At 51.5% G+C, this 25,953-nt stretch carries 23 protein-coding genes; 18 read left to right on the top strand and 5 right to left on the bottom strand.

Features of this window, described 5'->3' with window-relative positions:
• Positions 1-2 precede the first annotated feature (2 nt).
• The 12 genes from AAFN83_RS06050 (at position 3) to AAFN83_RS05995 (ending at position 8,360) form a co-directional block, all read left to right on the top strand.
• Entirely contained in the window at positions 3-632 is a 630-nt protein-coding gene (locus AAFN83_RS06050) for a DUF1694 domain-containing protein (protein ID WP_347767884.1), read from the top strand.
• A 277-nt stretch (positions 633-909) separates the two neighbouring features.
• Positions 910-1,182, top strand: coding sequence for a hypothetical protein (locus AAFN83_RS06045; protein ID WP_347767883.1), 273 nt, complete (start codon positions 910-912; stop codon positions 1,180-1,182).
• A gap of 161 nt (positions 1,183-1,343) precedes the next feature.
• Positions 1,344-2,144, top strand: coding sequence for an RcpC/CpaB family pilus assembly protein (locus tag AAFN83_RS06040; RefSeq protein WP_347767882.1), 801 nt, complete (start codon positions 1,344-1,346; stop codon positions 2,142-2,144).
• Complete coding sequence (locus AAFN83_RS06035) at positions 2,141-3,361, top strand: CpaE/TadZ family protein (RefSeq protein WP_347767880.1); 1,221 nt, start codon at positions 2,141-2,143, stop codon at positions 3,359-3,361. The genes AAFN83_RS06040 and AAFN83_RS06035 overlap by 4 nt, the downstream gene beginning before the upstream one ends.
• A gap of 23 nt (positions 3,362-3,384) precedes the next feature.
• Positions 3,385-4,809: an ATPase, T2SS/T4P/T4SS family gene (locus AAFN83_RS06030; protein WP_347767879.1), complete on the top strand. Its 1,425-nt coding sequence runs from the start codon at positions 3,385-3,387 to the stop codon at positions 4,807-4,809.
• Positions 4,799-5,791 (top strand): type II secretion system F family protein, encoded by a 993-nt coding sequence (locus AAFN83_RS06025; protein WP_347767878.1) that lies wholly within the window; start codon positions 4,799-4,801, stop codon positions 5,789-5,791. The genes AAFN83_RS06030 and AAFN83_RS06025 overlap by 11 nt, the downstream gene beginning before the upstream one ends.
• Before the next feature lie 31 nt (positions 5,792-5,822).
• A complete protein-coding gene (locus tag AAFN83_RS06020) occupies positions 5,823-6,746 on the top strand; it encodes a hypothetical protein (protein WP_347767877.1) in 924 nt (307 codons plus the stop codon).
• Positions 6,747-6,777: 31 nt separating this feature from the next.
• Entirely contained in the window at positions 6,778-6,918 is a 141-nt protein-coding gene (locus AAFN83_RS06015) for a hypothetical protein (protein ID WP_347767875.1), read from the top strand.
• A 37-nt stretch (positions 6,919-6,955) separates the two neighbouring features.
• Complete coding sequence (locus AAFN83_RS06010; protein WP_347767873.1) at positions 6,956-7,132, top strand: hypothetical protein; 177 nt, start codon at positions 6,956-6,958, stop codon at positions 7,130-7,132.
• Positions 7,133-7,288 carry a hypothetical protein gene (locus AAFN83_RS06005; protein WP_347767872.1) on the top strand — a complete coding sequence of 52 codons (156 nt, stop codon included), beginning with the start codon at positions 7,133-7,135 and terminating at the stop codon, positions 7,286-7,288. It begins immediately after the preceding gene.
• Between the two features lie 77 nt (positions 7,289-7,365).
• On the top strand, positions 7,366-7,788 hold the full coding sequence (locus tag AAFN83_RS06000) for a hypothetical protein (protein WP_347767871.1): 423 nt from the start codon (positions 7,366-7,368) through the stop codon (positions 7,786-7,788).
• A complete protein-coding gene (locus tag AAFN83_RS05995) occupies positions 7,785-8,360 on the top strand; it encodes a hypothetical protein (RefSeq protein ID WP_347767870.1) in 576 nt (191 codons plus the stop codon). The genes AAFN83_RS06000 and AAFN83_RS05995 overlap by 4 nt, the downstream gene beginning before the upstream one ends.
• A 72-nt stretch (positions 8,361-8,432) precedes the next feature.
• Here the strand turns inward: AAFN83_RS05995 and AAFN83_RS05990 are convergent, their stop codons facing one another.
• Positions 8,433-9,419: a DMT family transporter gene (locus AAFN83_RS05990; protein WP_347767869.1), complete on the bottom strand. Its 987-nt coding sequence runs from the start codon at positions 9,417-9,419 to the stop codon at positions 8,433-8,435.
• A 223-nt stretch (positions 9,420-9,642) separates the two neighbouring features.
• Between AAFN83_RS05990 and AAFN83_RS05985 the strand changes: the two genes are divergently transcribed.
• Entirely contained in the window at positions 9,643-12,306 is a 2,664-nt protein-coding gene (locus tag AAFN83_RS05985) for a calcium-translocating P-type ATPase, SERCA-type (protein ID WP_347767868.1), read from the top strand.
• 197 nt (positions 12,307-12,503) lie between these two features.
• Here the strand turns inward: AAFN83_RS05985 and AAFN83_RS05980 are convergent, their stop codons facing one another.
• The 4 genes from AAFN83_RS05980 to AAFN83_RS05965 form a co-directional block, all read right to left on the bottom strand.
• Entirely contained in the window at positions 12,504-13,130 is a 627-nt protein-coding gene (locus AAFN83_RS05980; protein ID WP_347767866.1) for a hypothetical protein, read from the bottom strand.
• Positions 13,131-13,161: 31 nt separating this feature from the next.
• Positions 13,162-19,497, bottom strand: coding sequence for an RHS repeat-associated core domain-containing protein (locus AAFN83_RS05975; protein WP_347767865.1), 6,336 nt, complete (start codon positions 19,495-19,497; stop codon positions 13,162-13,164).
• A 33-nt stretch (positions 19,498-19,530) separates the two neighbouring features.
• On the bottom strand, positions 19,531-20,739 hold the full coding sequence (locus AAFN83_RS05970) for a fibronectin type III domain-containing protein (RefSeq protein ID WP_347767864.1): 1,209 nt from the start codon (positions 20,737-20,739) through the stop codon (positions 19,531-19,533).
• Between the two features lie 346 nt (positions 20,740-21,085).
• On the bottom strand, positions 21,086-21,880 hold the full coding sequence (locus tag AAFN83_RS05965; protein WP_347767862.1) for a fibronectin type III domain-containing protein: 795 nt from the start codon (positions 21,878-21,880) through the stop codon (positions 21,086-21,088).
• 323 nt (positions 21,881-22,203) lie between these two features.
• Between AAFN83_RS05965 and AAFN83_RS05960 the strand changes: the two genes are divergently transcribed.
• From AAFN83_RS05960 to AAFN83_RS05940, 5 genes are all read left to right on the top strand, one after another.
• Positions 22,204-23,232: a phosphotransferase enzyme family protein gene (locus AAFN83_RS05960; RefSeq protein WP_347767861.1), complete on the top strand. Its 1,029-nt coding sequence runs from the start codon at positions 22,204-22,206 to the stop codon at positions 23,230-23,232.
• A gap of 125 nt (positions 23,233-23,357) precedes the next feature.
• A complete protein-coding gene (locus AAFN83_RS05955; RefSeq protein ID WP_347767860.1) occupies positions 23,358-23,906 on the top strand; it encodes a GNAT family N-acetyltransferase in 549 nt (182 codons plus the stop codon).
• Between the two features lie 3 nt (positions 23,907-23,909).
• Positions 23,910-24,356, top strand: a complete 447-nt coding sequence (locus AAFN83_RS05950; RefSeq protein WP_347767858.1) for an aminoacyl-tRNA deacylase — start codon at positions 23,910-23,912, stop codon at positions 24,354-24,356.
• A 53-nt stretch (positions 24,357-24,409) separates the two neighbouring features.
• Entirely contained in the window at positions 24,410-25,375 is a 966-nt protein-coding gene (locus tag AAFN83_RS05945; protein ID WP_347767856.1) for an MBL fold metallo-hydrolase, read from the top strand.
• Positions 25,353-25,943 carry a YdcF family protein gene (locus AAFN83_RS05940; RefSeq protein ID WP_347767855.1) on the top strand — a complete coding sequence of 197 codons (591 nt, stop codon included), beginning with the start codon at positions 25,353-25,355 and terminating at the stop codon, positions 25,941-25,943. The genes AAFN83_RS05945 and AAFN83_RS05940 overlap by 23 nt, the downstream gene beginning before the upstream one ends.
• The last annotated feature ends 10 nt before the right edge of the window (positions 25,944-25,953 follow it).

Genomic DNA, 25,953 nt, shown 5'->3' with positions numbered 1-25,953 from the left:
GGTTGTCCAACGAGAACGACGAAAGGAAAGGGTCTGGAAGATCGCTTGCCGATTCCGCACTGGAAACCGGAGCTTGGGCGGCGGGGCAGAGCGCCGTGGAACGGACGCTTATGGCCGGGATTCACGGTGCTCCGGAGCTCGGTCATGAGGAGAAGATGCGCTACTTGGGCGAATTTCGCGAGCGGGTGCTGAAGGTGCTTACGCGCAAGCAAGTGGCGGAGCCGGAGGTCTACGACGAGATTCGCTCCGCACTGTCCGATCCCCGCGCTGACAAGCTCATCGTGGACGCCACTAGTCCTGACCGATTCAATCTCAAATACGAACATCTGGCAGCCGAGCTTGGCAAGCAAAGCACGCGCAGGCGCGAACCGGATTTTGTAGGCGACATCGGTCTGGTTGTCGTCAGTGACCGGGCGGTAGACCTGCCTGACGAAGCCATCGGGGTGAAGACTCGGGAGGAGAAATTGACCGACAAAGGGCTGCCCAAGCAGCTGATCGACGCCGTCGGCCAAAAGATCTGCTCCGCCTGCTTCACTCTCCTGGAGGAGAAGGCACCGGAGGAGAAGCGTCGCTATCGCCGGATGTCCCTGATGGATCGCATGTTTGGGGAAAAATGCCCTGGTCATGAGTAGAACAGCAGGGTGAAACTGCTGGTACAGATGGTTGGGAAAATGTGCTTCTTTCGTCCCGCCGGGACGCGATTTGTCCCTGTGTTGTGATGGTTTTCACAAGATTTTGGAGTCTTTTTTCTCATTGCTCCACCAAGGAGAATGCGCGTTTCTGGAAATTCAATGGAAATGCGCATTTTTGCGATTTTTCGTTTGATAACGTTTTCTTTTTCGGCGTGATCCTTCTCATTTCGAAGCGCTTTCTTTTTGCTTTACAATAAGAAACAGGAGGCGATCAAATATGAAACAGTATTTCATTCACGCCGATATGTTCGACGAAGAATATCAACAACTTTACATTCGGGAAGAGAACGCCGTCGTCACGGAAACCGCCTTTGAACTGGTCCGTCACGAAACCGGCTCGATTGTTTTGGTTTCCAAGGCGGCTTGCCTGGAAATTACGAGCGAGGAGTTCGAGCATCTCTCGCAGCTTGGAGAAAGCTCTTCCTATGGGCGGGAAGCCTTCGCCGTCATTACCTCCAAATTGGGCCAGGAGCAGCTCCAATCGGTCTAGTGTGTCGATTCTTGACAGGAAGGTATTTACAGAGACGGAGGATTCCGCTATAATCGGTCACAGATAATCTACACTGCGATCAGGAAGCACCTGAATCTGCCTACGGGCGATTCAGGTGCTTTTTTGCATATGCATGTGTCGGCAGGAAGGGGGAATGATCCATGGGCAAGTGGATCCGGGCGGGAGTCGGGTTCTTCTTGATGGCGGCTTCGGTAATCGGCTATTTGCTCTTTATGGTGCAGCTGGATCGCAGCCGGAGTACGGTTGAAACCTGGATGCCAATCCGTACGTTGACGAGCGGAGAGGTGGTTCACGCTGCTCTGCTGCGCCGTGTATCCATACCGGTTGAGGCTCATCGCCAAGATGCGCTGACGGACCTCTCCCAGCTGGAGGGCAAGCAGGTTCTCGTGCCGATCGGACGCGAGGAAGAGCTTGCTGCCTGGAAGCTGGCCAACGTGAAACTGGCACCCGATGTTGGCGAGAGGTATTACAGCTTCAAGACCGATGCGGTAACCAACGTGAATAACATGGTTCGCCGAGGCGATCGTGTTGACGTATGGCTGGAATGGAAGAGACCCGCTGCCGATGGGAATGAAGAGCAGGTGCTGGCCTTAAAGGTGATCGAAGCCCTTCCAGTAGCAGGAGTCAAGAGTGCAGAAGGTGTAGAAGTGGGGGATAAGCAAGGGCTTGATGTTCTATTGACCGACAACGCCGCGCAACTTGCCGCATCGCGTGGTCGAGCACCCGTTAAGCCCGAGCTCAATACGTTCATCATGAGTGACGAAGTATACGAAGCCTACGCCGCTGCGGCTGCTCATGGAACCCTTCGGCTTGCCTTGCCGAACTTGACGGTGAATGAGCAGGAGCCGGCTCGCGTCACCGATCAATTCCAAGCTTGGTTGAATGAGATGGCCCATACATGGGGGCATTCTGACCCCATAATGAATGGAGGCAAGCCATGAGGCTGTTAATTGGAACTCCTTACCCAGAGACGTATTCCCGTCTAGCCGCGGCAGTACCCGGTGGGCTGACTCTTCAGTGCGTCGGATCTCGCGAACAGCTGCTTTTTCGGATGGAGGAGGCATTTGACCACATCGCTGTGGATCTTTCGCTGTTTGAAGATGTCTATCCATGGGATGTTGTTCGCGAGTTGGAGAAGCGGAGGGGAACGGCGGACATTAGCTTGATTTTGCAGGAATCGGTCTATGACTCTCTTTACCTTGAAGTGCTAACTCGTCTGACGGATGAGACGGGAATGGCCTTGCTGCCGCACAGTGTTACACCAGATGAAGGAGCGGCCGCCTTGCTCGGGAGGCTCTCCAAGCAGTCCGGGAAAGCATCCGAGAAAAAGGTTGAGGAGGAAGGGAAGATTGTTGCGATCTGGTCGGCCCATCATGGAGATGGAGCTTCTACGGTAGCAGTCAATACAGCCCTTGCCCTTGCGGCTCACAGCGAGCTGTCCGTCGGTCTGCTCGATCTCAATCTGAAGAATCCGGCTTTGGGCGTCAATTTAAATCTGAGTACAGGTGGACTGTCGAACGTCAAGCTTCGGCCTCGCTTGCACACCCACTCGCTCACCCCAGACGAACTGCTTTCTTCCTGTGTTGTCCACCATCGACTCCATGTCTTGCCGGGCTCGCCAAGAAGGGATTCTGCAGGTGATTTCACTCCCGAGATGATCGATTGTCTCCTGCAGGTGGCGAGGAGCACCTTCGACCTCACTCTTGTCGACTTGGACAGTTATCCCGACAATGCGGCAACCATCTGCGGGGTGCGCGGTGCGGATGAACGATGGCTGGTTGTGCGCCCTCGCTTTGACTCCTATCAGAGCAGTTGGAGGGAGTGGTATAGCTGCTATTGGAAGTATTGCGGTCTCGCTCCCTCGGATATTCATTTTGTGATGAACCAGGCGGGCAGTCGGGATGACTCATCCGCTGCGGCTCGCTTTCTTGGAATGGAAGGGGTCGGGGAATTTCCGTTGCTCCCTACCGAGCTTGGTGTAAAGGCGGTCAATGAAGGCATCCCATTCTGGGAGCTGCCGGGAGCAGAGCCTTTCCGCCTTTCCGCGGATGAATTGGCAAGCCGGGCTGCTTCGCTGGTTGGAGTTGAATGGAAGGAGAAGTCGGTCCGCCGCAAGTCATTCTGGCGCGGCTTCGAAAGGCGTTTGGCGTGGCGATAATGGGGGAGAGGAGGACAGAAGCCGTGCAGCAGCGGACAAGGTTGGAGCGGATGAAGCCCAGGCGTGTGTTTCGCGCCAGTCAATACCTGGAGGAAGTGAAGCAAAAGGAATGGAGCCGCTCCAGCGGAGTGCGGCTGGTCCGACCAACTGCGGGCAATCGTTTGAGCTTGCAGCAGGCGGCTGCCCTGATCCATGAGCATCTGACCGCGCGTGCCTCCAAGGACCCCACCCTGCATCGCGACATTCTCCAAGCCGGACTTGGCGATCCTCATGCGCGAGAAAGCATGAAGGCGCTGATCGACACCTTGATCATGGAATACCGGATTCTGGTGGACCCTTCCGGCTTCATTGATGGCTGTTCCCTCACAGAAAGCATTTATGCCGAAACGTGCGGAGCAAGCCTGATCGAGGACCTGATTCAACTCCCCGACGTAGAAGAGGTCCAGGTGATCGGCCAAGACATCTACCTGATAAGAAACGGGGAGCAGACCCGGCATCATCGCTCCTTCGCATCGTTGGAAGAGGTTCGCATCCTCCAGGATCGCTTGGCTTTGTGCGGTAAGAAACCGATCCATGAGCGGCAGCCCGTTTTGCAAACTTATCTGTGGAACCGATCTCGTCTGGTCATGACGCGGGAGCCCTACACGGATGTCCCCAGCATTCACATCCGCAATTTCATCGTAAAGGATGTCACGCTGGATAAGCTGGTGGAGCTGGGCACTCTCAATGCACGGATGGCGGAACTCTTGAAGGTATTCGTACGCTATCATGCCAGCTTCCTCATCGGAGGTTCCACCAATACCGGAAAGACCACCTTTCTGTTTGCGTTAGCACAGGAGACAGGAGAACACGAACGCATTCGCACCTTGGAAAAGGACTTCGAAATTTCATTGCGCGAACGGTTGCGAGGCAAACGCAACATATTGGCCGCTCGGGAAGCCGAAGAGCTGAGGCTGACGATGGAAGAAGCGTACAAGCCCCTCCTGGTCATGTCCCCTCATTGGGTCATCCTCGGGGAAGCAAAAGGAGCCGAGGTGGCGCAAGCGGTCCAAGGAGCCTTGCGCGGCCATGACGTCATGGCGACGATGCATACCAAATACCGAGAGTCGTTCCTCTCGGATGTAGAGGACATGATCCGTCAGGATGGTCGGGACCATGAGCATCGCGACACGCAAAGCCGTATCGCTCGGGCATTCAATCTGGTTATCTTTTTAAGGTTATTAAAGATTAATGGAGTTAACAAAAGGGTGGTTACGGAGATCACGGAGCTTTACGTGGATGAACACGGAGAGGCCAAGGCCAGCCCGCTTGTGGAATGGTCCTATGCGGAGGAAGGATGGCGGGAGACGGGGCGGAAACTCAGTAAACCTCTCATTAACCATCTCATTGCGAATGGCGCTCCTTCTGTGCTGCTCAAGGAATTGGGGGTGGCGGGCGATGAGGCTTGATGTTTCGACAACCTCGCTTTTTCACGGAGCGGCAAAGGGTCTTTTTCTCAGCATGTGGATCATCGGATTTGCCATGCTGCTTCTTGCGGCGGTCCCCCTTCTCTCCCGCGGCATGGCCAGGCGAAGACGGATTCGCCGCTTCCAAGAAACGATGGAGGAGGATACTCCAAATCTCCTATATCGATTTCGAATGGTGCGCCAACTGGCGGACGAGATGGAGTTTGCTGAGTGGAAAGCTTCGCCTGAATGGCTGCTTGGCAGCATGATCGCGCTCTTCCTGATCGGCATTTTCGGCTCCCAAGCCGGGATTCATCTCTTACAGGAACGGTTTTCATCTGGTGCGGATCGGTTCATCCGCGCAGCGCCTTGGGTGCTTAACGGCTTTCTCGGCTGCCTGTTGGCCTCGCTGCCCTATTTCTTCTTGAAATTTCGGGTTCAGAAGAAGAGGCATCGCATTGCCCTGCGGATGATTATGCTGGTGCAAAACATCATCGGCAATTACCGACCATCCTTGACCTTGACCGAGGTGCTGGTCAAGTCGTCCGGAACGATGCCGGTGGACGTCAAGAAGGAGTGGAGTCGGCTCGTTCTCAAGCTCCATATGCAATCCCCTCAAGAAGCGCTCCATGATTTTGCAGCACGCATCGACAACCATTGGGCAGACGACCTCGCGGATCTTCTCTTAATGGGTGCTCACTACGGGACGGATGTGACAGAGGCTTTGCATAAGCTGGTCTCTCGAATGCAAACCGCCAAAAGCAATGAAGAGAAGCGAATGGCCATGATCACGGCTTACCGCATCGGGACCACGCTCATGGTGGGATTTGCTGCATTCGTTGTCCTGTTTAACATCTATGCGGATGCTGCGAATTTTCGCCATTATTTTCTGGAGCCCGGCGGCAAACGGTTGATGAGCAGCGCGGTTGTTATTCTGTTTTTGTCCCTGCTCATGGTTGTTCGATCCGGTCGCAAGCCGTTCTAGCAGCAAATGGTGAGGGAAAGGAGGAAGATCAATGGATCGGTTAGCAGCCTGGACCCAAAGCTCCTTGCCTGCTGCGTTGCTCATACTCTTCATCGCGGGAGCCGCTCTGCTGTGGCTGCCTCTTGTGAGCCGATTTCGAATAAATCGGATGAGCCGGCTCGGCATGTTGAAGGGAAAGCTGTGGAATGCGCGTGAGTCGCCTTCTGCTAAAGCGGCAGGCCCCGAGACCGAGGCATCCCCGCGCGCCAGAGCGTATCGTGATCGAGCTCGTTTGGCGGGCCTTGATCCCGGGTGGACGCTTCAACGGTTTCAACTTCTCAAGCTGGCGGTCGCTGTCATGATGGGACTCCTTCTGCTCGTGCTGAGAGAAGCTCGCGAGGGCTTTGCGCTGACAAGTTCGCTTGGGACAAGCCGTACACTGTTGGGAGGAGTCGGATTCAGCTTCATGGGTTGGTGGCTTCCAGAGCTATGTCTCTATTTTCTCGCCAGCCGATCCAAAAGCCGATATCTGCTGGAGATCGCAAAGCTTGCGGAGCGGCTCGCCTTGTGCGTGACCGAGAATGCAGACATTCGAGACGTTCTGCTGCGAGCCGCACGACCGCTGGTGTTGCTAAAGCCTCCTATCCTGGAGCTGGCCACCATGTGGGGGAAAAACCAGCAGCAGGCCATCGAGCGATTTCAAGAAGCGGTGGGAATCACCGAGGTTTTTCCCCTTGTGAATGCGCTGCATGCTCTAAGCCGTGCGGAAGCAGAGGATGTGGTTAAGGTTTTGCAGGAGCAGACCAAAAGCATAGAGGCCACGCTCGAGTCCGATATAGCCCGCAGGCTGGAGAATGCGCCGATCTGGATCAGCTTTTGCATCATGGTTCCCTTCAGTTGTGTGGTTCTATTGTTTCTCTATCCGTGGGTGGTTACCGTACAGACTCAATTGTGGAGCACCTACAGCTTATCGTAAAGGAAAGATAGCAGAAGAAGAGGGGGAGATCATGAGTAAGCTGGTTGTGACTATTCTTCTCACCGTCCTGATGGCGGGCGCGGTGCTCGCTGTATTCGGCGGCCAGCTGATCCCAGGCGCCCAGACGGCGGGGACTCGCACGAATCAACAGATTCAAGATGCATTTCCTTGAACCTGAACAATCCTTTCATGAAAGAAGGAATGATGATATGGCAAAGTTGATCGTAACCATCTGCCTCACCGTTTTGCTTACGGGCGCCGCCCTCTACGTCGGTGGAAAGCAAGTGGCTCCGGGGGTTGTGAGCAAGGGAGGCAGCATCAATACGACGCTGACCACGACGTCCGTGAATACGAGCACGGGTGCCGTTACCATGCCGGCTCCATAAATGAGCAAGCTGATAACGGCTCTTCTCTTAACGATTTTGGTGTTTGGATTGGCCCTTGCCCTGTTCGGAAACGGAAGGGATCTGCCGGAGACGATTCGAACCGGTCATGATAAGGTCAGTCATACGCTGAGGAGCTTTGATTATGTAACGGATTAGGGAGAGGGAGAAGAATGAGCCGTTGCAAGACTGTATTGTGGAAGCATGGGAACCGGCGTTTATCGAACGAGAAAGGTATGTCCAACCTGTTGGTCATGCTCCTGATCATGCCCCTTCTGCTGTTCCTAAGCTTGCTCATTGTTCCTTTCTTCGTGTATACGATGAAGCTGGATCATTTGAATGCCATTGCAAACCACGCCATGAAGGAAGCAGAAGCCGTCGGCTCGTTCACCCCGGCTATCGCCCAGTCCACACGGGAACGGCTCACCAAGCTCGGAATGGGCGAAGTGACGGAAGGCGGCATTGACTATCCGGATTTCACCGGCAGTACCGTGGATAAGGTGCTGCGGGATGATCCCGATCCGGTGATCACGGTAACCATCCGGTACCCGGCACCGCGCCTTGCTACGCTGCTCAGCGCGATCGGGGGAGGGTCCGCCGACCGCAAGTCGGGAAAATTTCGGGTTGTCCTGCAAGGGCGAAGCGAGGCTTACGAATGAAACAAGCGCGGGAGGGGAGAAGATCGGCTGGTTCTCGGCTAAGGAATGAAAAGGGCGGGGTTGCTCTGCTGCTTCTGGCGCTTTTGGCGGTCGTGAGTCTGACCCTCCTCTGGTTGGCTAGCGTTAACTGGAGCAAGCAGACGCTTGCGGTGGACAAAGCAAAGCCGATTCTCGATCTCGCTACCCGCGCGGCTTCGCTTGATATTGACGAGGAACAACTTGCCGAAGGAAAGCTTCTGTGGAACGAGGCGGCAGGTCGTGCGACCTTTTATGAATATTTGCATCGCAACCTGTACTTGGACGGGGAAGGCGATCCTCTTCCAGGGAGCTTCCTCTCAGCAAAGCCTAACGTTCTTGCCTTGGAATTTGTATCAGCGCCGGCTTACCCGTCAACCCTCCATCGCCAGGTTCCCCACTATGTTGGAACCAAGGATGCTGTCCTGCGAACGGTCGATGTTACCATCCATGGTCCTTCTGTTCTTGCTGTTGTTGAGTTTCGCATCTCTTCTATTGGTCGAGGTGGGGAGGAAGGGCTCCTCATCAGCAGTGTGTCCAGCATTCGGTTTCGATGATGATGACTAAAAACCGCCTACTCCACTTTACGAGGAGGGGCGGTTTTCGTTATTGTTTGCCCTTGCTTGTTTTTACGAAGCGGAACCCGCCTCGGTTTGCTGCGTAGGAGGAGGAGAGAGGGGCGCATAACCGTCCATGTCTGGTTTTATCACGAGAGTGGTCTCCGAAACTGTCTCCTCGGGGCGCTTGATCTCTGTGATCAGGATTCCCACCAGAATGAGGCAGGCGCCGATCACGGCTTGGGTTGTCATTCGTTCGCCTGCGACCCAATAGCCGCCCCATGCGGCAAAGATCGGCTCGGTGGCGAAGATGAGGGCGGTATGGCTCGGCGATGTATACCGCTGGAAGTGGGTCTGCGCCCAGTAGGCAAAGGTTGTGGCGACGAGCGATCCGATGACGAGGGCGAGCAGGACCTTGGGCTCGAAGAGAACTTCCCATCGATAAGCGCTCCGCCAATCGTCGTTAAATAAGGAGGTGAAGAAACACAGGATCGAAACCGTCGCAAGCTGCATGAGAACGAGCGGATACGTGTCATGCTTTGCCGTTAATCGATCCGTAAGCACAATATGTATGGCAAAAGCGAGCGCACCGGCCAAAATGACGGCGTCTCCCCATTGAAAAGGTTCTGCTTTATCGATGGAGAGCATACCCAGCCCGATGAAGGCAATCGTGATGCCCAGCATCATGAGCTTTGAGATGCGGGTTTGGAACAGAAGCCTGGAAAGAAGCGGAACCAGGATCACGAGAAAGCCGGTCAAAAAGCCAGCCCGCGAAGCGGTGGTGTACAGCAAGCCGATGGTTTGGCCGGTAAAGCCTCCGTAAACAAAAAAGCCGAGCACTGCGCCGGAGAGCGCCGTTTGTCCCGTTAAGCGGCCCCTCTGTCGGGCTGGGAGTAACCTCCACACAACAAGCAGGAAGAGAGAAGCGAGTCCGAAGCGCACCGCCAAATAAGAAACGGCCGGAATGACATCGAGAGCAACCTTGACCACAATGAACATCAAGCCCCAGACCAAGGTCACCCCTAATAAAACAGCATCCGCCACATACGATTTCTTCACGTGCCATGCCCCCGCCTCAGATGATTCTCCCGATTGTAGCATAGCCTATAAGGATGCGACAAGGAAATCACCTTCTCTGGAGCTCTCTTCGGAGGGTTAGGAGCTTACCGTTGGGATACCCTACAGACAAGAGGTTCCCATTGAGGCATTCCTCACTTTTGGGGTAAGTAAGAAGGAGAAAGACGGATTATTGGAGTTCGACTTTACCAAGGGAGGGACTTCGTTGAAATCAGATCGCTATCATGTCCTACAGGAAGAAGAAGTGCTTCGCGCGCTGGAGACGAAACCGGAAGGCTTATCCGACTCGGAAGCGGCCGCCCGCTTGACCCGCTACGGCAAAAACGAGCTGAAGGAAGGAGAGAAGAAAACCTTTCTGCAGAAATTCCTTGAGCAGTTCAAGGATTTCATGGTTATCGTTTTGCTGGCGGCGGCGGTTATTTCCGGCGTATTGGGTGAGCTGGCAGATGCCATCATCATCTTTATGGTGGTGATTCTCAATGCTGCCCTCGGGGTCTTTCAGGAAGCCAAAGCCGAAAAGGCACTCGATGCCCTGAAGCAAATGTCGTCCCCTCACGCCCGTGTACGAAGAGGGGGGCGCGTCCAGGACATCCGGGCGGATGAACTGGTGCCTGGAGACGTCGTGCTGATGGAAGCGGGGGACTACATACCGGCAGACCTCCGGCTGATCGAAGCCGCTAGCCTCAAGATCGAAGAGGCGGCATTGACCGGTGAATCGGTTCCAGCCGAGAAGAATACCGCCAAGCTTGATCGGGAGGATGTCGTCATCGGGGACCGGGTGAACATGGCTTACCTGGGCAGCAGCGTGACGTACGGTCGCGGAGTCGGCATCGTCACCGCTACCGGGATGGACACAGAGGTCGGTAAAATTGCCGGCTACTTGACCGGCGGTGAGCCGGAGACCACGCCCCTTCAACGAAAGCTCGCCGAGCTGGGCAAGGTTCTCACAATCGGGGTTCTGATCATCGCGGCGATCATTTTCGTCACGGGGATTTTGCAAGGCCGCGGCTACCTCGACATGTTCCTGACGGCTGTCAGCCTTGCCGTCGCCGCTATACCAGAAGGGCTTCCCGCCATCGTGACGATCGTCCTCGCTATGGGCGTTCAGAAGATGGCGAAGCAGAACGCCATCATCCGCAAGCTTCCTGCCGTGGAGACACTCGGCAGCACGGAGATCATCTGCTCCGACAAGACGGGAACACTCACCCAGAACAAAATGACCATCAAGCGTTTGTATACCCCCTCCGGTTGGCTGGAGGAAGGCAAAACGGAAGGAGACGCTTCGGAACGCGAACGCCTCCTGCAAATCATGAGTCTGTGTAACGATGTCAAAGTGGATGAAACCCAAGGCTCTACGGAGCGAGGCGAGCCTAAGCTGATCGGCGACCCGACCGAAACCGCTTTGGTGGCTTATGCAGAAACCCATGGGGTTCGCAAGAAAGCCGAGGAGGAAGAGCTGCCCCGGGTAGCGGAAATTCCCTTTGACAGTGACCGGAAGCTCATGACGACCTTCCACAAGACGAAGTCGGGCAAGGTTCTCGTCTTTGTCAAAGGAGCCCCGGATGTATTGGCCGAGAGATGCAGCCACATCTCCTTGAACGGCCGTGAAGAAGCCTTCGATGGGGAGAGGCGGAAGCAGGTTCAGGAGGCGAATGCCGAGATGGGGCATGCGGCTCTGCGCGTGCTTGCACTCGCCTACAAGGAGACGGACGCCGTTCCCCAAGACCCGAAACCGGAGGAATGGGAACGCGATCTGGTTCTGGTCGGCTTGGCGGGCATGATCGACCCGCCTCGCGAGGAAGTGAAGGCCGCGGTGGAAGTGTGCCGAACAGCGGGCATTCGCCCGGTCATGATCACCGGCGACCACAAGGACACGGCTTCGGCCATCGCCCGCGAGCTGGGAATCCTGGCACCCGGAGACGAAGCGATCACAGGCCGGGAACTCGACCAAATCCCGCCGGAGGAATTCAAGGAGAAGGTGGACCATTACTCCGTCTACGCCCGCGTTTCGCCCGAGCATAAAGTTCGCATCGTCCAGGCCTGGAAGGATCGAGGCAAGGTTGTGGCCATGACCGGGGACGGGGTCAACGATGCTCCCGCTCTGAAAACAGCCGACATTGGCGTCGGGATGGGCATCACCGGGACAGATGTTTCAAAGGGCGTCTCCGACATGGTGCTGTCCGACGACAATTTTTCCACGATCGTGGTTGCGGTGGAGGAAGGCCGCAAAGTCTACAGCAACATCAAGAAGGCGATCCAATACCTGCTGTCGGCTAACATCGGTGAGGTGCTTACCTTGTTCGTCGCCACCATGTTCGGCGCTGTGATCCTCTTCCCGATTCATATCCTGTGGATCAACCTCGTCACCGATACGTTCCCGGCATTGGCGCTGGGCGTTGAGAAAACCGAGAAGGGGGTCATGAAGAGGCCGCCTCGTCCGGCGAAGGCGAGCGTCTTTTCCGAAGGAGCGGGATGGACCATCCTCTATCAAGGGGTCCTGGAAGCGGCCATCGTGCTCGGCGTGTTCTTCTACGCACTGGATCGCTACACCTCGCCGGAAGCCATCACCATGGCGTTCGGAACGCTTGGCTTCATCCAGGTGACACACGCCTTCAACGTCCGCTCGCAGCGGGAATCCATTTTCAAGATCGGCCTTTTCAGCAACCGGTACATGCTGCTGGCCACGGCTGCTTCCACGCTGCTGCTGCTTGCGGTCATGCTCGTTCCGTTCCTGCAGAACGTGTTCAGCTTGACCACGCTGAGTGGGGAGCAATGGAGCCTCATCATTGGAGGCTCGCTGCTCATGGTTGTCATCGTCGAAATCATTAAGGTCTTCAAGAAGAAGGAACCGATTCCGCCGATTAGCTAATGGATGGAAGAGGAGGGCCGGCCAAAATCATCGCTGATGATGGAGGGCCTTCCTCAATAACGGAAAAAACGAACAAACAGCTACTCCGTTAATCGCGAGTAGCTGTTTGTTGGTTATCCGCAGTCCCATCCCAGAAAATGCTTCAGGACAGATGATGCTCTTGCTTGCTATTGGCTGGTGGTGCAACGAAATACTGTTTAATTCAATTTTCTTGAAGTTCCAGCCTTGATATCAATTTCGAATACTTCTTTAGGTATAGGAAGATCTTCTGTCGTAGAGAGGATGTAATGTGACTTGTCATCTGTTGGTTCTAGTTCTATCCAATGATTAGTCTTACTAATTCTGATTCCAGAAATCTTATATGTTTGAATGCCAACAGGGATAATTTTCTCTTCCCCTGAACTAGCATCCTTAACATAAAGACGCGCGGTACTATTCCTTTGAAATAAATTAATAATGTCAATTCGATATTCATACTTGCCATCACTAGTGTTCTTTAAGGAATCACTATCGATTCTCCCCTTTGTCCAGCCGTGGGAATTAACACTATGAATGAGGGTGGTAGAGAGTAGTACTGATATCACAAGTCCGAAAGCAATTCCCGTGTATTGTATGTCGCTTGTGTGATTCCAGCTTTTAGTGAGTAGTGTCGTTAAATATGCAGCGCACAGAAGAACTGGAATACCTATTATCAATAAATAAGTTGTTCCAATAATATCCATACCCCTTTGGAAATATGCCGTAGACCCTAGGAGAAACCATATAAATGATAGTGCACCAACTAGTATTACTACTATAATTAATACCCTCAACCATATCGGCATTTGAAACCCTCACTTTAATGATTTAATAATTTTACTTTTTTAATAGTGGCTCAATATACTTCTTCCAAACCTTGATGTTACTATGCATAATTGAGTGACTGTCAATTGGCCTAAAATCCAAAAGACGCCAAATTGATATCTTTACTTCAACATTTTCAGCATTTTTAAACGTTCTCTTCGGAGCTTGTCCTAAACGCCATATACTTCCTCCATTAATTTGAACACCATCACCACGATTATAAAGATGGATATGTTGTCCAACATCTGCTTTTAGTTGATATTCTCTAACAGGTGTGGCGATTGTTATCAAGGTCTCCACTTTCATCCCTTTCTCTGCCAATAAATTGGCTAATAGTATAGCAACGTTTCCGCCATGACTATGACCAATGAGTCTGATTGGGTCGTCTGGATTTTTTAAGTGCCAGTTATAAACTTCTGTCAAAAATTGATCGGCAGCATCGGAACGAGCCTTATTTGTATTATCTCCAGTCCAAATTAATTTATCGCTCGACTCTTTAAATAGTCCCTCAACATATTTTATAAATTCAGGAGACCAGGTATTTCCATCAGACCAAGTCCCATGAATTAACCATGCTTTATGGCCACTCGGATCAGTATAAATTAGTGGGTTGTTAATGACATAAGAATACAAGTTCAAAGATTGTGGACTGTCTTCTTGCCCTTCATAGGTATCCTCGTTGAGGAACCGACCCATATCCGGATCATACCAGCGTGCTCGCAAATATTGCAACGAGGTTGCCTTATCCAAATACTCTCCTGAATACCGGAACAGATTGTCTACAGCTTCCGTTTGAACAACGGGATTCCCCCAAATGTCATAGGAATAACTGTTTTGGACATTTCCACTTCCATCTCGTAGCTCGGTTACATCACCATGTCCATTGAACTGGTAGTAGCTCTTCGTTCCATCGGCTCCGTAACGAGCAATCAGCTGATTGCCACGCAGATAAGCGGCCTTGGCTACCGGCTGCCCGTTGACGAGGGTAGCCTCTGCTACGATGTTCACTCCATCGTAGTAATACCGAGTGGTTGTACTACCTTCTGAACGTTCAACAAGCAGGTCATCTCCGTTGTACTTGTAACTCACGTTCTTGTTGTCACGAACCGCTTTCGTCAGGCGATCCCACTCGTCGTATTCATAGCTAACTTCTGACAGATTGGGTGTCCGGTCACTGATGAGGGTTTGTCGGTTACTCCTACCATCATAAGCGTATTGTTCCGAAAAAAGGCTTGAGGTGGATATTCGACTGTTCGCATCATAACCGAACGCATCCGAGGTACCGTTTGTCTTTCGACTTAGCATATTTCGGTTCAGGTCATAGCCGTATGCGTATGCATTCGTGTTCGTTCCATCGGCTTTTTGCTGCAAGATTGCCGTCAAGTTCATTCCGGTGTAAGACCGGGTGTCCGTCATTCCGTTCCCCAATGTAGTGGAGGAAAGCAGGCTGTTCTTCTTGTAGGTATAGGATGCTTCGATCTTGTTGTTAACATTGACTGTTGTTAGACGATTGAGTCCATCATAGCTGTAGTTAGCTGTTGCCGAGAAAGGCGCCGTCATACTAATCCGATTGCCCTTGTTATCATAGGTGCTGGTCAAGGTCTGTCCATCCGGATAGGTGACTTTCTTCAATTGACCCAGTTCCGTGTAATCGTATTTTGTCGTACCCGTAGAATCCTTCATGCTGCTGCGTGCACCATCTGGATTATAGGTATACGTTACACTAGAGTTCGCTCCTGTCTTGCTTAATAGCATATTACGGCTTGAGTACGTATAGGAGAACGTTGTTCCATTGCGGTCAATCATTTTTATCCGGTTGCCGTTGCCATCATACTCAAGAGTTGCATTGTTTCCGAGTTGATCGGTTTGACGAATCAATCGATTCAATTCGTCATACTGTTTGGTTTTGATGTTACTCCCAGGATCGATTTGCTGGGTGAGGTTCCCCAGACGGTCATAAGCAAAGCGGTACGTTTCTTTCATTGGTGTGGTAGAACTGGTTACCTGACCGAGCGCATCGTAGGTATAGCTGGTTGGGTTGCCGTTTGCATCCCATTGAGTGGTCACATTGCCAGCAGCATCATAGGCTACTTTGCCTTGAATTGTGAAAGTCCCGTTTACACCTTCTTCGGTCTGAACGGTACGGCCCAGCAGATCAAGCGTAGTCCGAGTGACGATTCCTTCTCCATCGAAGCTGGTTGCAATACTAGCAATATCGTCATATTGCGCAAGGTTTTGGCTACCGTCAGAGAATGTCGTGCTGGTTGTCCGACTGAACGGGTCATAGGTGAAGGTAGTTCGATTGCCGTCGGCGTCCTCTGTCCAAAGAGCGCGTCCTGCTGCATCGTAACCGGTGCGGCTTTTCTTTTTATAAACTCCGCCTTCGTAGAGGCCTTGTTCCGTTTGAAGACCAACCGGATTGTACTTGCTGACAGAACGAAGTCCGGCTTCATTGGTTTGAATTACTTGATTCGCGACATCATCGTAGTCCACTTTTACGGTTGTTGCATCTGGCTGGGTAACAACTCGAACCCGATTCAACAAGTCGTATTGATAAGATATTCCTTTACCATTGCCATCGATGGATTTCAGGATATTTCCGCTGGTTCGATCATATTCACCGCTGACGGCTTGAGATTTCGCATATCCATTAACATCGGTGAAGAAAGATGTGATCTTTGTTAAGAATGCGGAGTTGTACACGGATGAATACTCATAACGACTCACAGCGTCGCGGTTCACATCTTTACTTCGCGTTTCAATTACGTTCCCATAGGAATCATAGCTCATTTGAGTTTGCCTCAGAATGGTGCCACTAGCGTTATTCTCGCGCGCAATAACTTCTGTGGCATACCCTTGAGCATTTCGACTATATTGCGTGTAACGAGACAAGGAACTAGTTATCGGTTCAATGACAGCAGACAACAAATGGGTTGAGTTATCAAAGATGAAGGTGCTGGTTGTTCCAAGCGGGTCTGTCACGGAAGTAACATTTCCGTAGTCATCGTATTGTTTACTTACTTGAGCGGGAGCAGAAGTGGCACTTGTGATCGAATTCCGACTATATGATTTTGTTGTTACCGGGGCAGGGCGCTTTCTCGCTTCATCATAGGTGTACTCGCTGATGTGCTCGATGTTATCTCCCTTCTGAGAACTTTTCGTCAGGTAGTAGGATGGGGAGGAGGAAGAGTCGGTTAACTTCTTGTAGTCGAAGATCGATTCCGTGATGCCATTAGCAAGTTTGGTAGAGAAAGAATAGCTTCCTGAGGAACTTGCCATATCGCCATTGTACGCGAGTGAGGAAGGGTTGAATTCCTCCTTGCTTCCGTTGGAGTAGGAGACAACATCCTTTCGGCTCTGCAGACGATATGCCTGATTAACCATACCAGAACTAATGGATCGGGTAACAGGAGTAGGTTCATACGTATACTCGGTTCGTGCTCCTGTGGGGAAGGTAATCCCCGTAAGAAGGGCATACGGGTTACTCGTATCGGGGACGGTTCCCACGAGGTTAAACTGGGCTTCCTTGATGTTGTAGTCAAAGGTTGTTAGCCTTCCTGCAGGGTCCGTAACGCTGGCTAGCATCTCTTTGCCATTGACGGCAGTCTTGGTGTAAACGACCGTTTTGTTCCCTTGGGTAAGCGTAACCTTTCCTGCACTATAGGCGATGGTTATGGCATTGCCTATATCGTCTTGTACCGAGGTTAGCACCAGACCATACGGACTGACATTCGTATACAGGAAGCGAATGGCGTTCCCATAGGCATCAGAGATTTGAATGAGATTGCCGGTTGCATCGAAATAATGCTTCGTCCCTTGGATCGACTTGAGCACATAGGAGGATTGAGTGGCATTGACGTTGACATTGGTGTCATTAGCAAAGCTCAAATCCTGCCAAGGATAGTCCTTCAGTGTACTGCCGTTTACTTCGTAGGAGCCTTGCCCTGGAAGGTTAACTCGCCATGCTCCGTTCTTTTGCTCCAGATACGGAATGTTCCAGGACCAGCCCTTACCGATGGGGAACCGCTTCTCTTCTGCAGGTGTGGCGATGGTGTTGTAGTAACTGCCGCTGGTCAGCAAGTCCTTAACCGTTGCATTGGGGTTGCTACTAAACTGATAGGAGTCCACATAATAGCCGCTGGATTCTGATCCCTTCGGTGTAGAAGCGTCGTACGTAACACCCGGAATAATGGTTGCTTTTACATTATTTGCTTCCACATAGCTGGTATAAAGCATACTGTAGTCGGTATCCGAGCCAACGTAAGAGGGCGTCCCATAGGAGGAGTCGGTATTGTTGCCTTGGTACACCGTTTTCAGAATGTATTTGCGATCCGGTTCATCCTTGATGGAACCACATGCATGAGCAACTGTATCGGTAAAGGATTGAGGAGTATTTCGAGCTCTGACAAAATCGGTATAGCTTGAGAAGGAGGAATTGAGCGTAGGGCCTGATCCTTGCCGCCCATTCGCTACTTCTTTTCCGGTGGTGCAATTGTATTTCACCCAGAACACATCATAATACTGGGTCAGGTAGTAGGTTAGGTAGGATCGATAAATATCCACATTAAAAGAAACGTAGTAGCTATATGATCCACTAAAACCCAAATCGGGTTCATTCAACTGAGAGGCGCTGGAATCGTACGTCCGTTGCAGAGTAAAGGAAAGGCCGCCACGCCCCGGGAGAGACAGGTCCGATTGAGCCAAAGACAAGGCGCCGGACAGTGGGGACACCGTTTCCCCTGCAAGCGAAACTTTGAAAGGGGCTTCATTGTTTTTCAGGTTGGGAAGGTTCAGCTTTGTTACGCCTTCATTTCCTGGATTGCTTCCGCCGTTTTGGCCGGTTTGTCCAGACTGATGATCACCTCCGGATTGTGAAGGTAATACCGATGGCATGGGTAGCGGTTGATTTGCCGTTTCATTGGTTATATCACTGGTAGCTGTAGAAGAGCCATTTGTTGCTTGCTTATACAGCGAGGCTTTCGCCTGTGGGTAAGAGGTTCCGTCCACTTGAGCTTTGCCGAGCGCCGAATTAATCTCTTCGAGCGTCAGCCCTTGATTCAACTCAGCTTGAATAAAATCAGTTGTGACGTTAAATTCCGACTTAATCAACTCAATCGTTAATACGGTTGGAGATGATTCGGATGAACCTTCGGACAGGAGAGAGGTACGCGCTGCTACTCCAACCGCATTGTCTCCATTTGCAGCTAACGATGTGGTTTGAACCATTAATAAGGAATCATCAGTATCCTCACTTGCTTGTTCCTCATTGATTTCATCGATGGATGCGACTTCACCTTGGACGAGCCTCATTAACTCGGATGGTGTAAGTCCTGGATTTTGGTTCCGGTACAAAATGGTCTGAATCACACGATTGCCAAGTCCCGTTGAATTAAAAATGATCGATTGTTGATCCAGTAACGCTTCCTTGTAAACGGATTCGGTAACCGATGAATTCACGTCGGATGCAGATTGATCAACACTACTATTCTCTGGAACAGATTGGGAGTTAGCAGATGGGAGAAGGGGGTCAGAAGAAGAATCACCCACGAGAACAATGCCGTTATCTTCTGCCATTTGGGCGACCTTGTTCCAGGCAAACGAATCCTCTGGGAGATGGAAAACGGCTGCGACCAGACCGACATGCTGCTTAATGGCCCATTCCAGTCCACGAACAGCATCGCTTAGATACCCTACGCCGTTATCATGTAATACTTTTGCAGCATAGAGGTCGATGAACGGAGAAAGGGAGGAAGCCTGGTCGTTTAGCTCGGTGAGCTGAGCCGCGAGTTGGTTCCCCAGCCCATACCCATCAGCATAGGATTCTCCTCCAACAAACGAGATTCCATCCATAGGGGACAGGGTAAGGGTGTTGGAGATCCCAGTTCCGAGAAGAGCAACAGGAAACCGATTCAGACGGGTCCCGTTGCTTGTCGGCAGGGACTGCATTTGATCCTTCAGGATATTCATACTGGAAAGTGGGGTGGAGGTTAGTCGATACACAGCCTCATCCACTGAAGAGTAGGTTACACCCGTAACACTTTCTGAAGATAACGTGATCCCGAGCGCGGAGATTTGATAATCCGGCTCCAGGCTTTCGATATTATCATCGTTTGCCCAGAGAGCCAATTGGGCTTCATTTAATTCAACCACGTAACCGGGAATAGAACGGAATTGCTCCACTGGATGAATGTTTTGTTGATCAAGTGTTGCCTTCCCCTTTAAAGCATCCTTGAAGATAACGATGTATCTCCCCGTTTGAGCTCCTTCCGAATATGCGAACTGAGGAGAGATGCCGCTCTGAATGAGCAGGATAAAGACCATGAGCAAGAGCAGTGCTTTTTTCTTCATGAGAGTCTCCTTTATTGGATTTAATCAAGGAAATTAATAATAGCCACCAGGGCCAACAGGTGTTGGAATCAAGGTCTGAACAACCCATTCCGAACTTCTGGCTACAACATTATCTGAAGCATCAAGGCCTTCAACTGTTATGGTGTGGTTATACCTTCCGATCTCATAATAAAAGCGGTAGGTTGGACTTGTTGTGTAGTCTACGGTAGAAAAGGACTTTCCCCCACCTAACCCGGGAAGAGCATAGGTTCCATTCCCTGGTCCACCACCACCTCGACCGCTGTCAATATAATCCGATTTTCTCGAAACTCGGTATTTAACAATTTTTTTATTATTGGACCACCATTCTAAGACAAACGTGTCTCTTGAATTATCATTTTCGCTAACCTTTTCGATCTCGTTGGATGGAATTAAATACACGGTAGGGGATGTTGAGGTCTCCGATGCGTATTCGTAGATATCAATTGCTTGAACTTTTATAACCATGTTTGATCTGAAGGGAAGATTGGTTAACGTAACGGAAGTGGCTTTTGTTCGGAGATACTCATTCCCATTAAGAAACAAGATATATTCTTTTATGCCATCCGGATCCGAGGAAGGGCTCCAACTTACGGATAGCGTCGGGCCGTCACCAACTAGTGAGGTAAGTACGGGTTTAGTAGGAATGGTTAGATCCTTTGTACGAATAGTGATCGAGCTGACCGAAGAACTTCTTGCAGCAATGTCAACTGCCTTAATGGAGAAAGTGTAGGTGGTCGATGGAATAAGTCCGGTTAAATGAATGGAAGTAGCAGTTGGTGAAAGCCGCCCTTTCTTTTCTTGTCCGTTTGAGGTGAGGGTGTACTCATAGTAATCAACCCCCCTGTCGTCACTTGACAGGTTCCAATTCATAGTGGCGGCATTTTCCCTAATGAAGCTTGTAATCACTTTCCCTGGTGCAGTAGGAGGAGCCGCATCGACCTTTCGAGAGATTAAGTTTCCGTTTTTATCATAAGAATAAACAATGACCAGGTTTTTATCGGTTACTGTTTGTCTGATCAGCCGACCAGCTGAATCATAATTGTTGATAACCGATTTGGCTGAATATGTTCCGATATTGCTATAAGTCGGTATACTTACAGATGAGATAAGTGATGGACTCGTTTGTAATGGGGTTGCTTGAACGATATGGAGCCCTTCTCTTGGCAGGGGAGAGGCTGCACAAAATATAACTAAGCCTATACCGATAATTTTTCTTGCCATAATGGATCTACCTTTCGTCTGGGTATGTATAGTAAATGAAGAGGTACTTAACGGTCATTCCGTTCTTACACCGCCGGTCCCGGAGGGTTTGTCGATTCTCCCACTTCCGTTTCAAATTTGAGGTGAGGACTAGTCGCGATGACATTCCCTTGGCTATCCAGGCCTTCTACTAAAACGTCATGAGAATAGAGGCCAAAATCCAATGAGAACGACTCACTCTTTGTAGTGGAATAGGTTGTATAGACCGTGCTGTGGCCACCGCTTGAGCCTTTGGTTCCGCCGCCTTTGTTTAAACTGACTCTTTTGATGCGATAGGAAGCAATCGTTTTGTTATTGGATGCCCAAGCTACCGTGTACCAATCCCTGCCCGGTAGGAACCGGCAAAGTCAATTTGATCTTTCGGAATGAGGTTGATGGACCCGTTGGAGGCGTCGGACACATATCCGTAGTTATCGATCGCCCTCACTGCAAAAGAGAGGGACTGGCGGTAAGGCAAATTGGATATGGTATAGGTGGTGGAAGAAGTGCGTCCTTTCTCCACTCCGTTAAGGTAGACAACATACTCCTTGATTCCTTCAGGATCTGTAGACGCTTGCCAGCGTAACGTGACTACAGGCCCGTCACTATCCAATGATTGCAGGGTGGGGCGAGTTGGAATTGTGATGTCCTTCGTTCGAAACGTAAGGGTACTAGAAGTGGAGAGTCTTCCGGCCACATCAACGGCTTTAATAGAGAAAGTATAGGTAGTGGAGGCTTGCAGTTCAGAAAATGGTAACGTTGAACTAGATTTGTCCAGTGTTCCCGATTTCACCGAATTAGGGGAAGCAAGCGAAAACTCGTATTTCTCAATACCTCGATCATCGGTGGAAGGTGTCCATGTCACAGTGGCTGCGTTTTCTCTGAGGAACGAGAGTGAAAGATTACCCGGAGCGGTAGGCGAACTCACATCAGCCTTTCTTGCAATCAGGTTCCCATTACGATCATAGGTGTAAAGGAAGATAAGATTTTTGTTGGGGATCGTCTGCTTGATTAATCTCCCTGCGCCATCATAGACATTGGTAACGGATTGTGCGTACGCAGGAACGGATGAATATAGTAAAATAATGGCTGTAACTGATAATAATGCGCTCTTTTTCGCCATGAAACGCCTCCATTTCACAATTTGGTAGGAATCATAACACCGAATGGGTATTAATGTCTCTTGGAGGTTTTGTCACAATAGTTCGATTTGTGTCGGATTATGACAATAATGAATTAATCTTTTTTAGAGATAAAGCGATATTTTCTGATTAGACATTCTGAGTCTGCTGTTTGTGGTAGAAGACAGTGGGAACCGACTCCATTCTGATTTGCCAAGCCTACCCCAACCCTCAACTTCCTTATAATAAAACCCTCCCTTGTACCCGGAAGGCCCAACCTCTACAATGAAGACAAAGAAAATGTTGGAATAGGATGAAGAAAGCAATGGAAAAGCAAGTGGAACAAGTGTTTACCCAAGCGATAATCGATGGGGCCCTGATCGGCTTTGGATTGACCCAGGAAGGGTGGAAGCAGCTCGGAGATTTTGAGAACTACGTCTATCTGGCGCGTCGAGACGAGCAGGAGGTGATCCTGCGGTTCACGCACAGCAGTCACCGCTCTCCGCTTGAAGTGGAGAGTGAGCTGGATTGGATGAATCATCTCGTTCGTGAAGGCGTCGCGGTCATGGGACCTCTAGCCGCCAAGGACGGACGATATGTTCTGCCGTTGACTGCAGAGGATGGTACGGTGTTCAGTGCGGCTCTTTTTGAAAAAGCCGAAGGCCGGCATGTGCGGTATCAGGATCCGAACGAGTGGAACACGGCGTTGTTTGAGGAATGGGGGAGGCTTACCGGCCAGATTCATCGTGCCACCCTTTCCTATGAGAAGCCGGAGCATCTTCCGTCACGTCCGCATTGGGATGATGACGAGCTGCTGGAGCACGCTCGCGACTATGTGCAAACGGGTGATGAGTTTGTCCTGGACCGTCTGTCTGCCCTGCTGAGCTACTTCCAGTCACGTCCGAGATCGAAGGATAGCTACGGACTCTTGCACACCGACATGCATTCGGGAAACTTCTTCGTTGATGGCGGACGCATTCACCTTTTTGACTTTGATGATTGCAGCTACACGTGGTTCGTGCATGACCTGGCGATTCCTTTGTATTATTCGGTCTCTTGGGGACTTCCGGAGGCCTATGAAGGAGATGCTAACCGATTTGCCGCTGACTTCTTCCAGGCGTTCTGGGAAGGGTACCGGAGGGAGTACGCCCTTGATCCTGCCTGGCTTCAAGATATGGAGGCCATGCTCAAGCTGCGGGACCTGACCTTGTATCTGGTGATCTACAAAAAGGTGAGCCCGGAGGAGTTGACCGAGGATCAGCATCTCGGTCGGCTGATAAAGGACATTCGCTGTCGTTTGCAGCAGGATGTTCCGATCGTCACCCTTTCCTGCCCCGACATTGTCGCTCCTTAACCTGCATGAACAAGCTTCCTCACGGAAGCGAGACAACCAGATGGAAGCCCGGGTGGCTTCCATTTTTTCGTAAGCGGGAATGTGATCTGCTTCACGATCTTTTCTATGGAAGGGAGGGCTACCCCATGACGCAAGTTTTATCTCTCCACCTCCTGATGCCGGAGGATCGGGATGCTGCTTTTCGGGTGTTTGAAGAAGCCATTCCAGCTGCCTTTGAAGAGCAAGAAATCGGACATGAGACGTATGCCATCGAAAGAGAAATTGAAACGAAGAAGGAGCTAGTCGAACGCTCACTGGATGCAAGCGAGACCTCCGTCACCTTCTTGGTTGCAAAGCGCGGCGGAGAAGTAGTGGGTACGATCTCGTTCGCACCCTGCGGTCATGAAATTCAGGTCTGCACGGACCATGAGCTGGACGCGGTTGGCGAGCTGGGGAGTCTTTATGTCCGACCGAATGTTCAGAATCAAGGAATCGGTTCCGCACTCATTCGTGAATTGCTCACCCACCTCCGGGAAAGAGGAATTGAACGGTTTTGCCTGGACAGCGGCTACTGGGCTGCCCAGAAGCGATGGCGCAGAAAGTTCGGTGAGCCCTACAAGGTGGTAGATGATTTCTGGGGGCCGGGTTCCCCGCACATGATCTGGTTGTGCCATGTAGATGAAATGGGAGGATGAAGAATGGAAAAGCTGCGTCAGGTTTTGGATGCCCATGAGGTGGACTATGAAATCTTCCACCATGAGCGCCCTCTTCGTTCGGCAAAAGAAGGGGCTGCTTACTTCGGTATTTCGATCGGTCAAACCGCGCCGACCTTACTTATAAACACAGAGCGAGGTTATCTCGCCATAATCGTATCCGGCGATTATGGGAGAGTAGATCTGGAAGCTTTGAAAGCGGAGCTAGGCGAGCCGCAGCTTCGCATGGCAACGCCTGATGAAGTCGAGCAAGCCACCGGAAGCAGGATTGGAGCGGTCGGCCTGGTTTTGCCGAAGCTTCCGGTTATTCTCGATCGAACCTTGTTCCGCTACCCTTTCATCTATGGAGGAACGGGTGTGGAACAGACTACGTTAAAGATCAAGCCGCAGGAGCTGGAAAAGCTCAACCGGGTGGTTCATTACTTGAGATGAAACGCGCCTATACTCAAACGATGAACGATCAAAGCAGGGGAAGGGGCTAGAGCATGTCCGACTTCTTTCACATCCACCCCGTCGCCAATGGGGTGTGGGCTGCGGTAGCGATTCCGGGAGCAGGGGCGCTCGGGAATGCGGCGATTGTGGACTTGGGGAATGCGACGCTTGTCGTGGATACCTTCTTACTCCCTGAGGCGGGCGAGCAGCTGCGGCAAACAGCAGAACACCTGACTGGCCGTAACGTCCGCTACGTGGTGAATACCCACCTTCACGGGGATCATCATTACGGCAACCAAGCGTTTCCCGGCAGCCTTCGCCTTTCAACGGCTCTGACACGAGAAATGCTGGCGTCATACGCAGATTTATCTCCAGAAGAGTGGCAAGCAGGAGTAGCCTCCCAGATCGAAGGGTTAAGAAAGACCCGCTCCGTTCAGACCGATAAGCGAATGATACAAGCCCTCGATTCCGAAATAGCAGACAAAGAGCACCTTCACGCGGCGATTCCTACGATTCGATGGGAGCTGGCCGAGCTCACTTTTGAAGATCGGATGGTCCTGCATGGCTCCACTCGATCTGCGACGGTGCAGACGTTTGGAGGCGGCCATACGAAGAGTGACGCTTTCGTTTACCTTCCAGAGGATAAGGTGCTGATTGCGGGCGATCTTGTACTCAGCCGTTCTCATCCCGCCATGCTGCAGGGAGACGTCTTGGCTTGGCAAGGCATTCTCACCCGAATGGAAACGGAGCTGGACATTCGCACCGTCATTCCGGGACATGGAAGTCCGTCAGGTGCGGAAAGTCTTCAGGAAATGAGCCACTATTTGAACGAGCTAAACGATTTTGCCAAGAAGGCAGCTGCAAGCGGAGAGAACGTCGAGGATTGGCTGAGTCGGGGCGTGTTGACACCCTATCAGGAATGGGATTTACCCCATGTTTTCGAATGGAATTTCCGCTGGCTGTACCAAAAATGGTCTGAAGGTGGAGGAGGAGCTCATGACAAACATGAAGAAGGCTAGTACCCCGTCGGAGCTCGCCCAGCATCCTTTTGCCTGCATCACGGAATTGATCTTCGTGAGCACCGAGCTTTCGCCTGCGGACCTAATTCTGGTCCCCGGAGGAAGTCACCCGCAGCAAATGAAGCGGGCAGCCGAGCTATATCGTCAAGGATTCGCGTCTTACGTGCTGCCATCCGGCGGCTTTAACCCCAAGCTCGGGGAAACGGAATGGAGCTACTTCCGACGAATCGGAGTCCAGGGCGGGATTCCGGAAGAGGCTATCCTTCGAGAAGACCAGGCAGCGAATACGTTCGATAATGCACGGTACTCCTGGGCTCTCATCCAAGAGAAGAAGTTGAAGGCAGAGCGGGTCATCTTGATCTGCAAAAATCAACACGCAAGGCGTGCGCTGTTGACGTACCAGACGGTTTTTCCCAGAACAACAGAGTTCCAGGTGTGTGGGGTTCCCGACTCCAGAGGAATCCACCGGAACAGCTGGTATCAGGATGAAGCCAAGATTCAAGCGGTGATGAGAGAAGTGGAAAAGATCGGGGCCTATTTCGGTCCTCATATCCCCAAATGGGTGTAACTAAGGAGGA

This window comes from Gorillibacterium sp. CAU 1737, assembly GCF_039888655.1.
GTDB lineage: Bacteria > Bacillota > Bacilli > Paenibacillales > NBRC-103111 > Gorillibacterium.
Note: the sequence above shows the minus strand (reverse complement) of the source record. Positions and strands in the feature narration are given on the sequence as shown.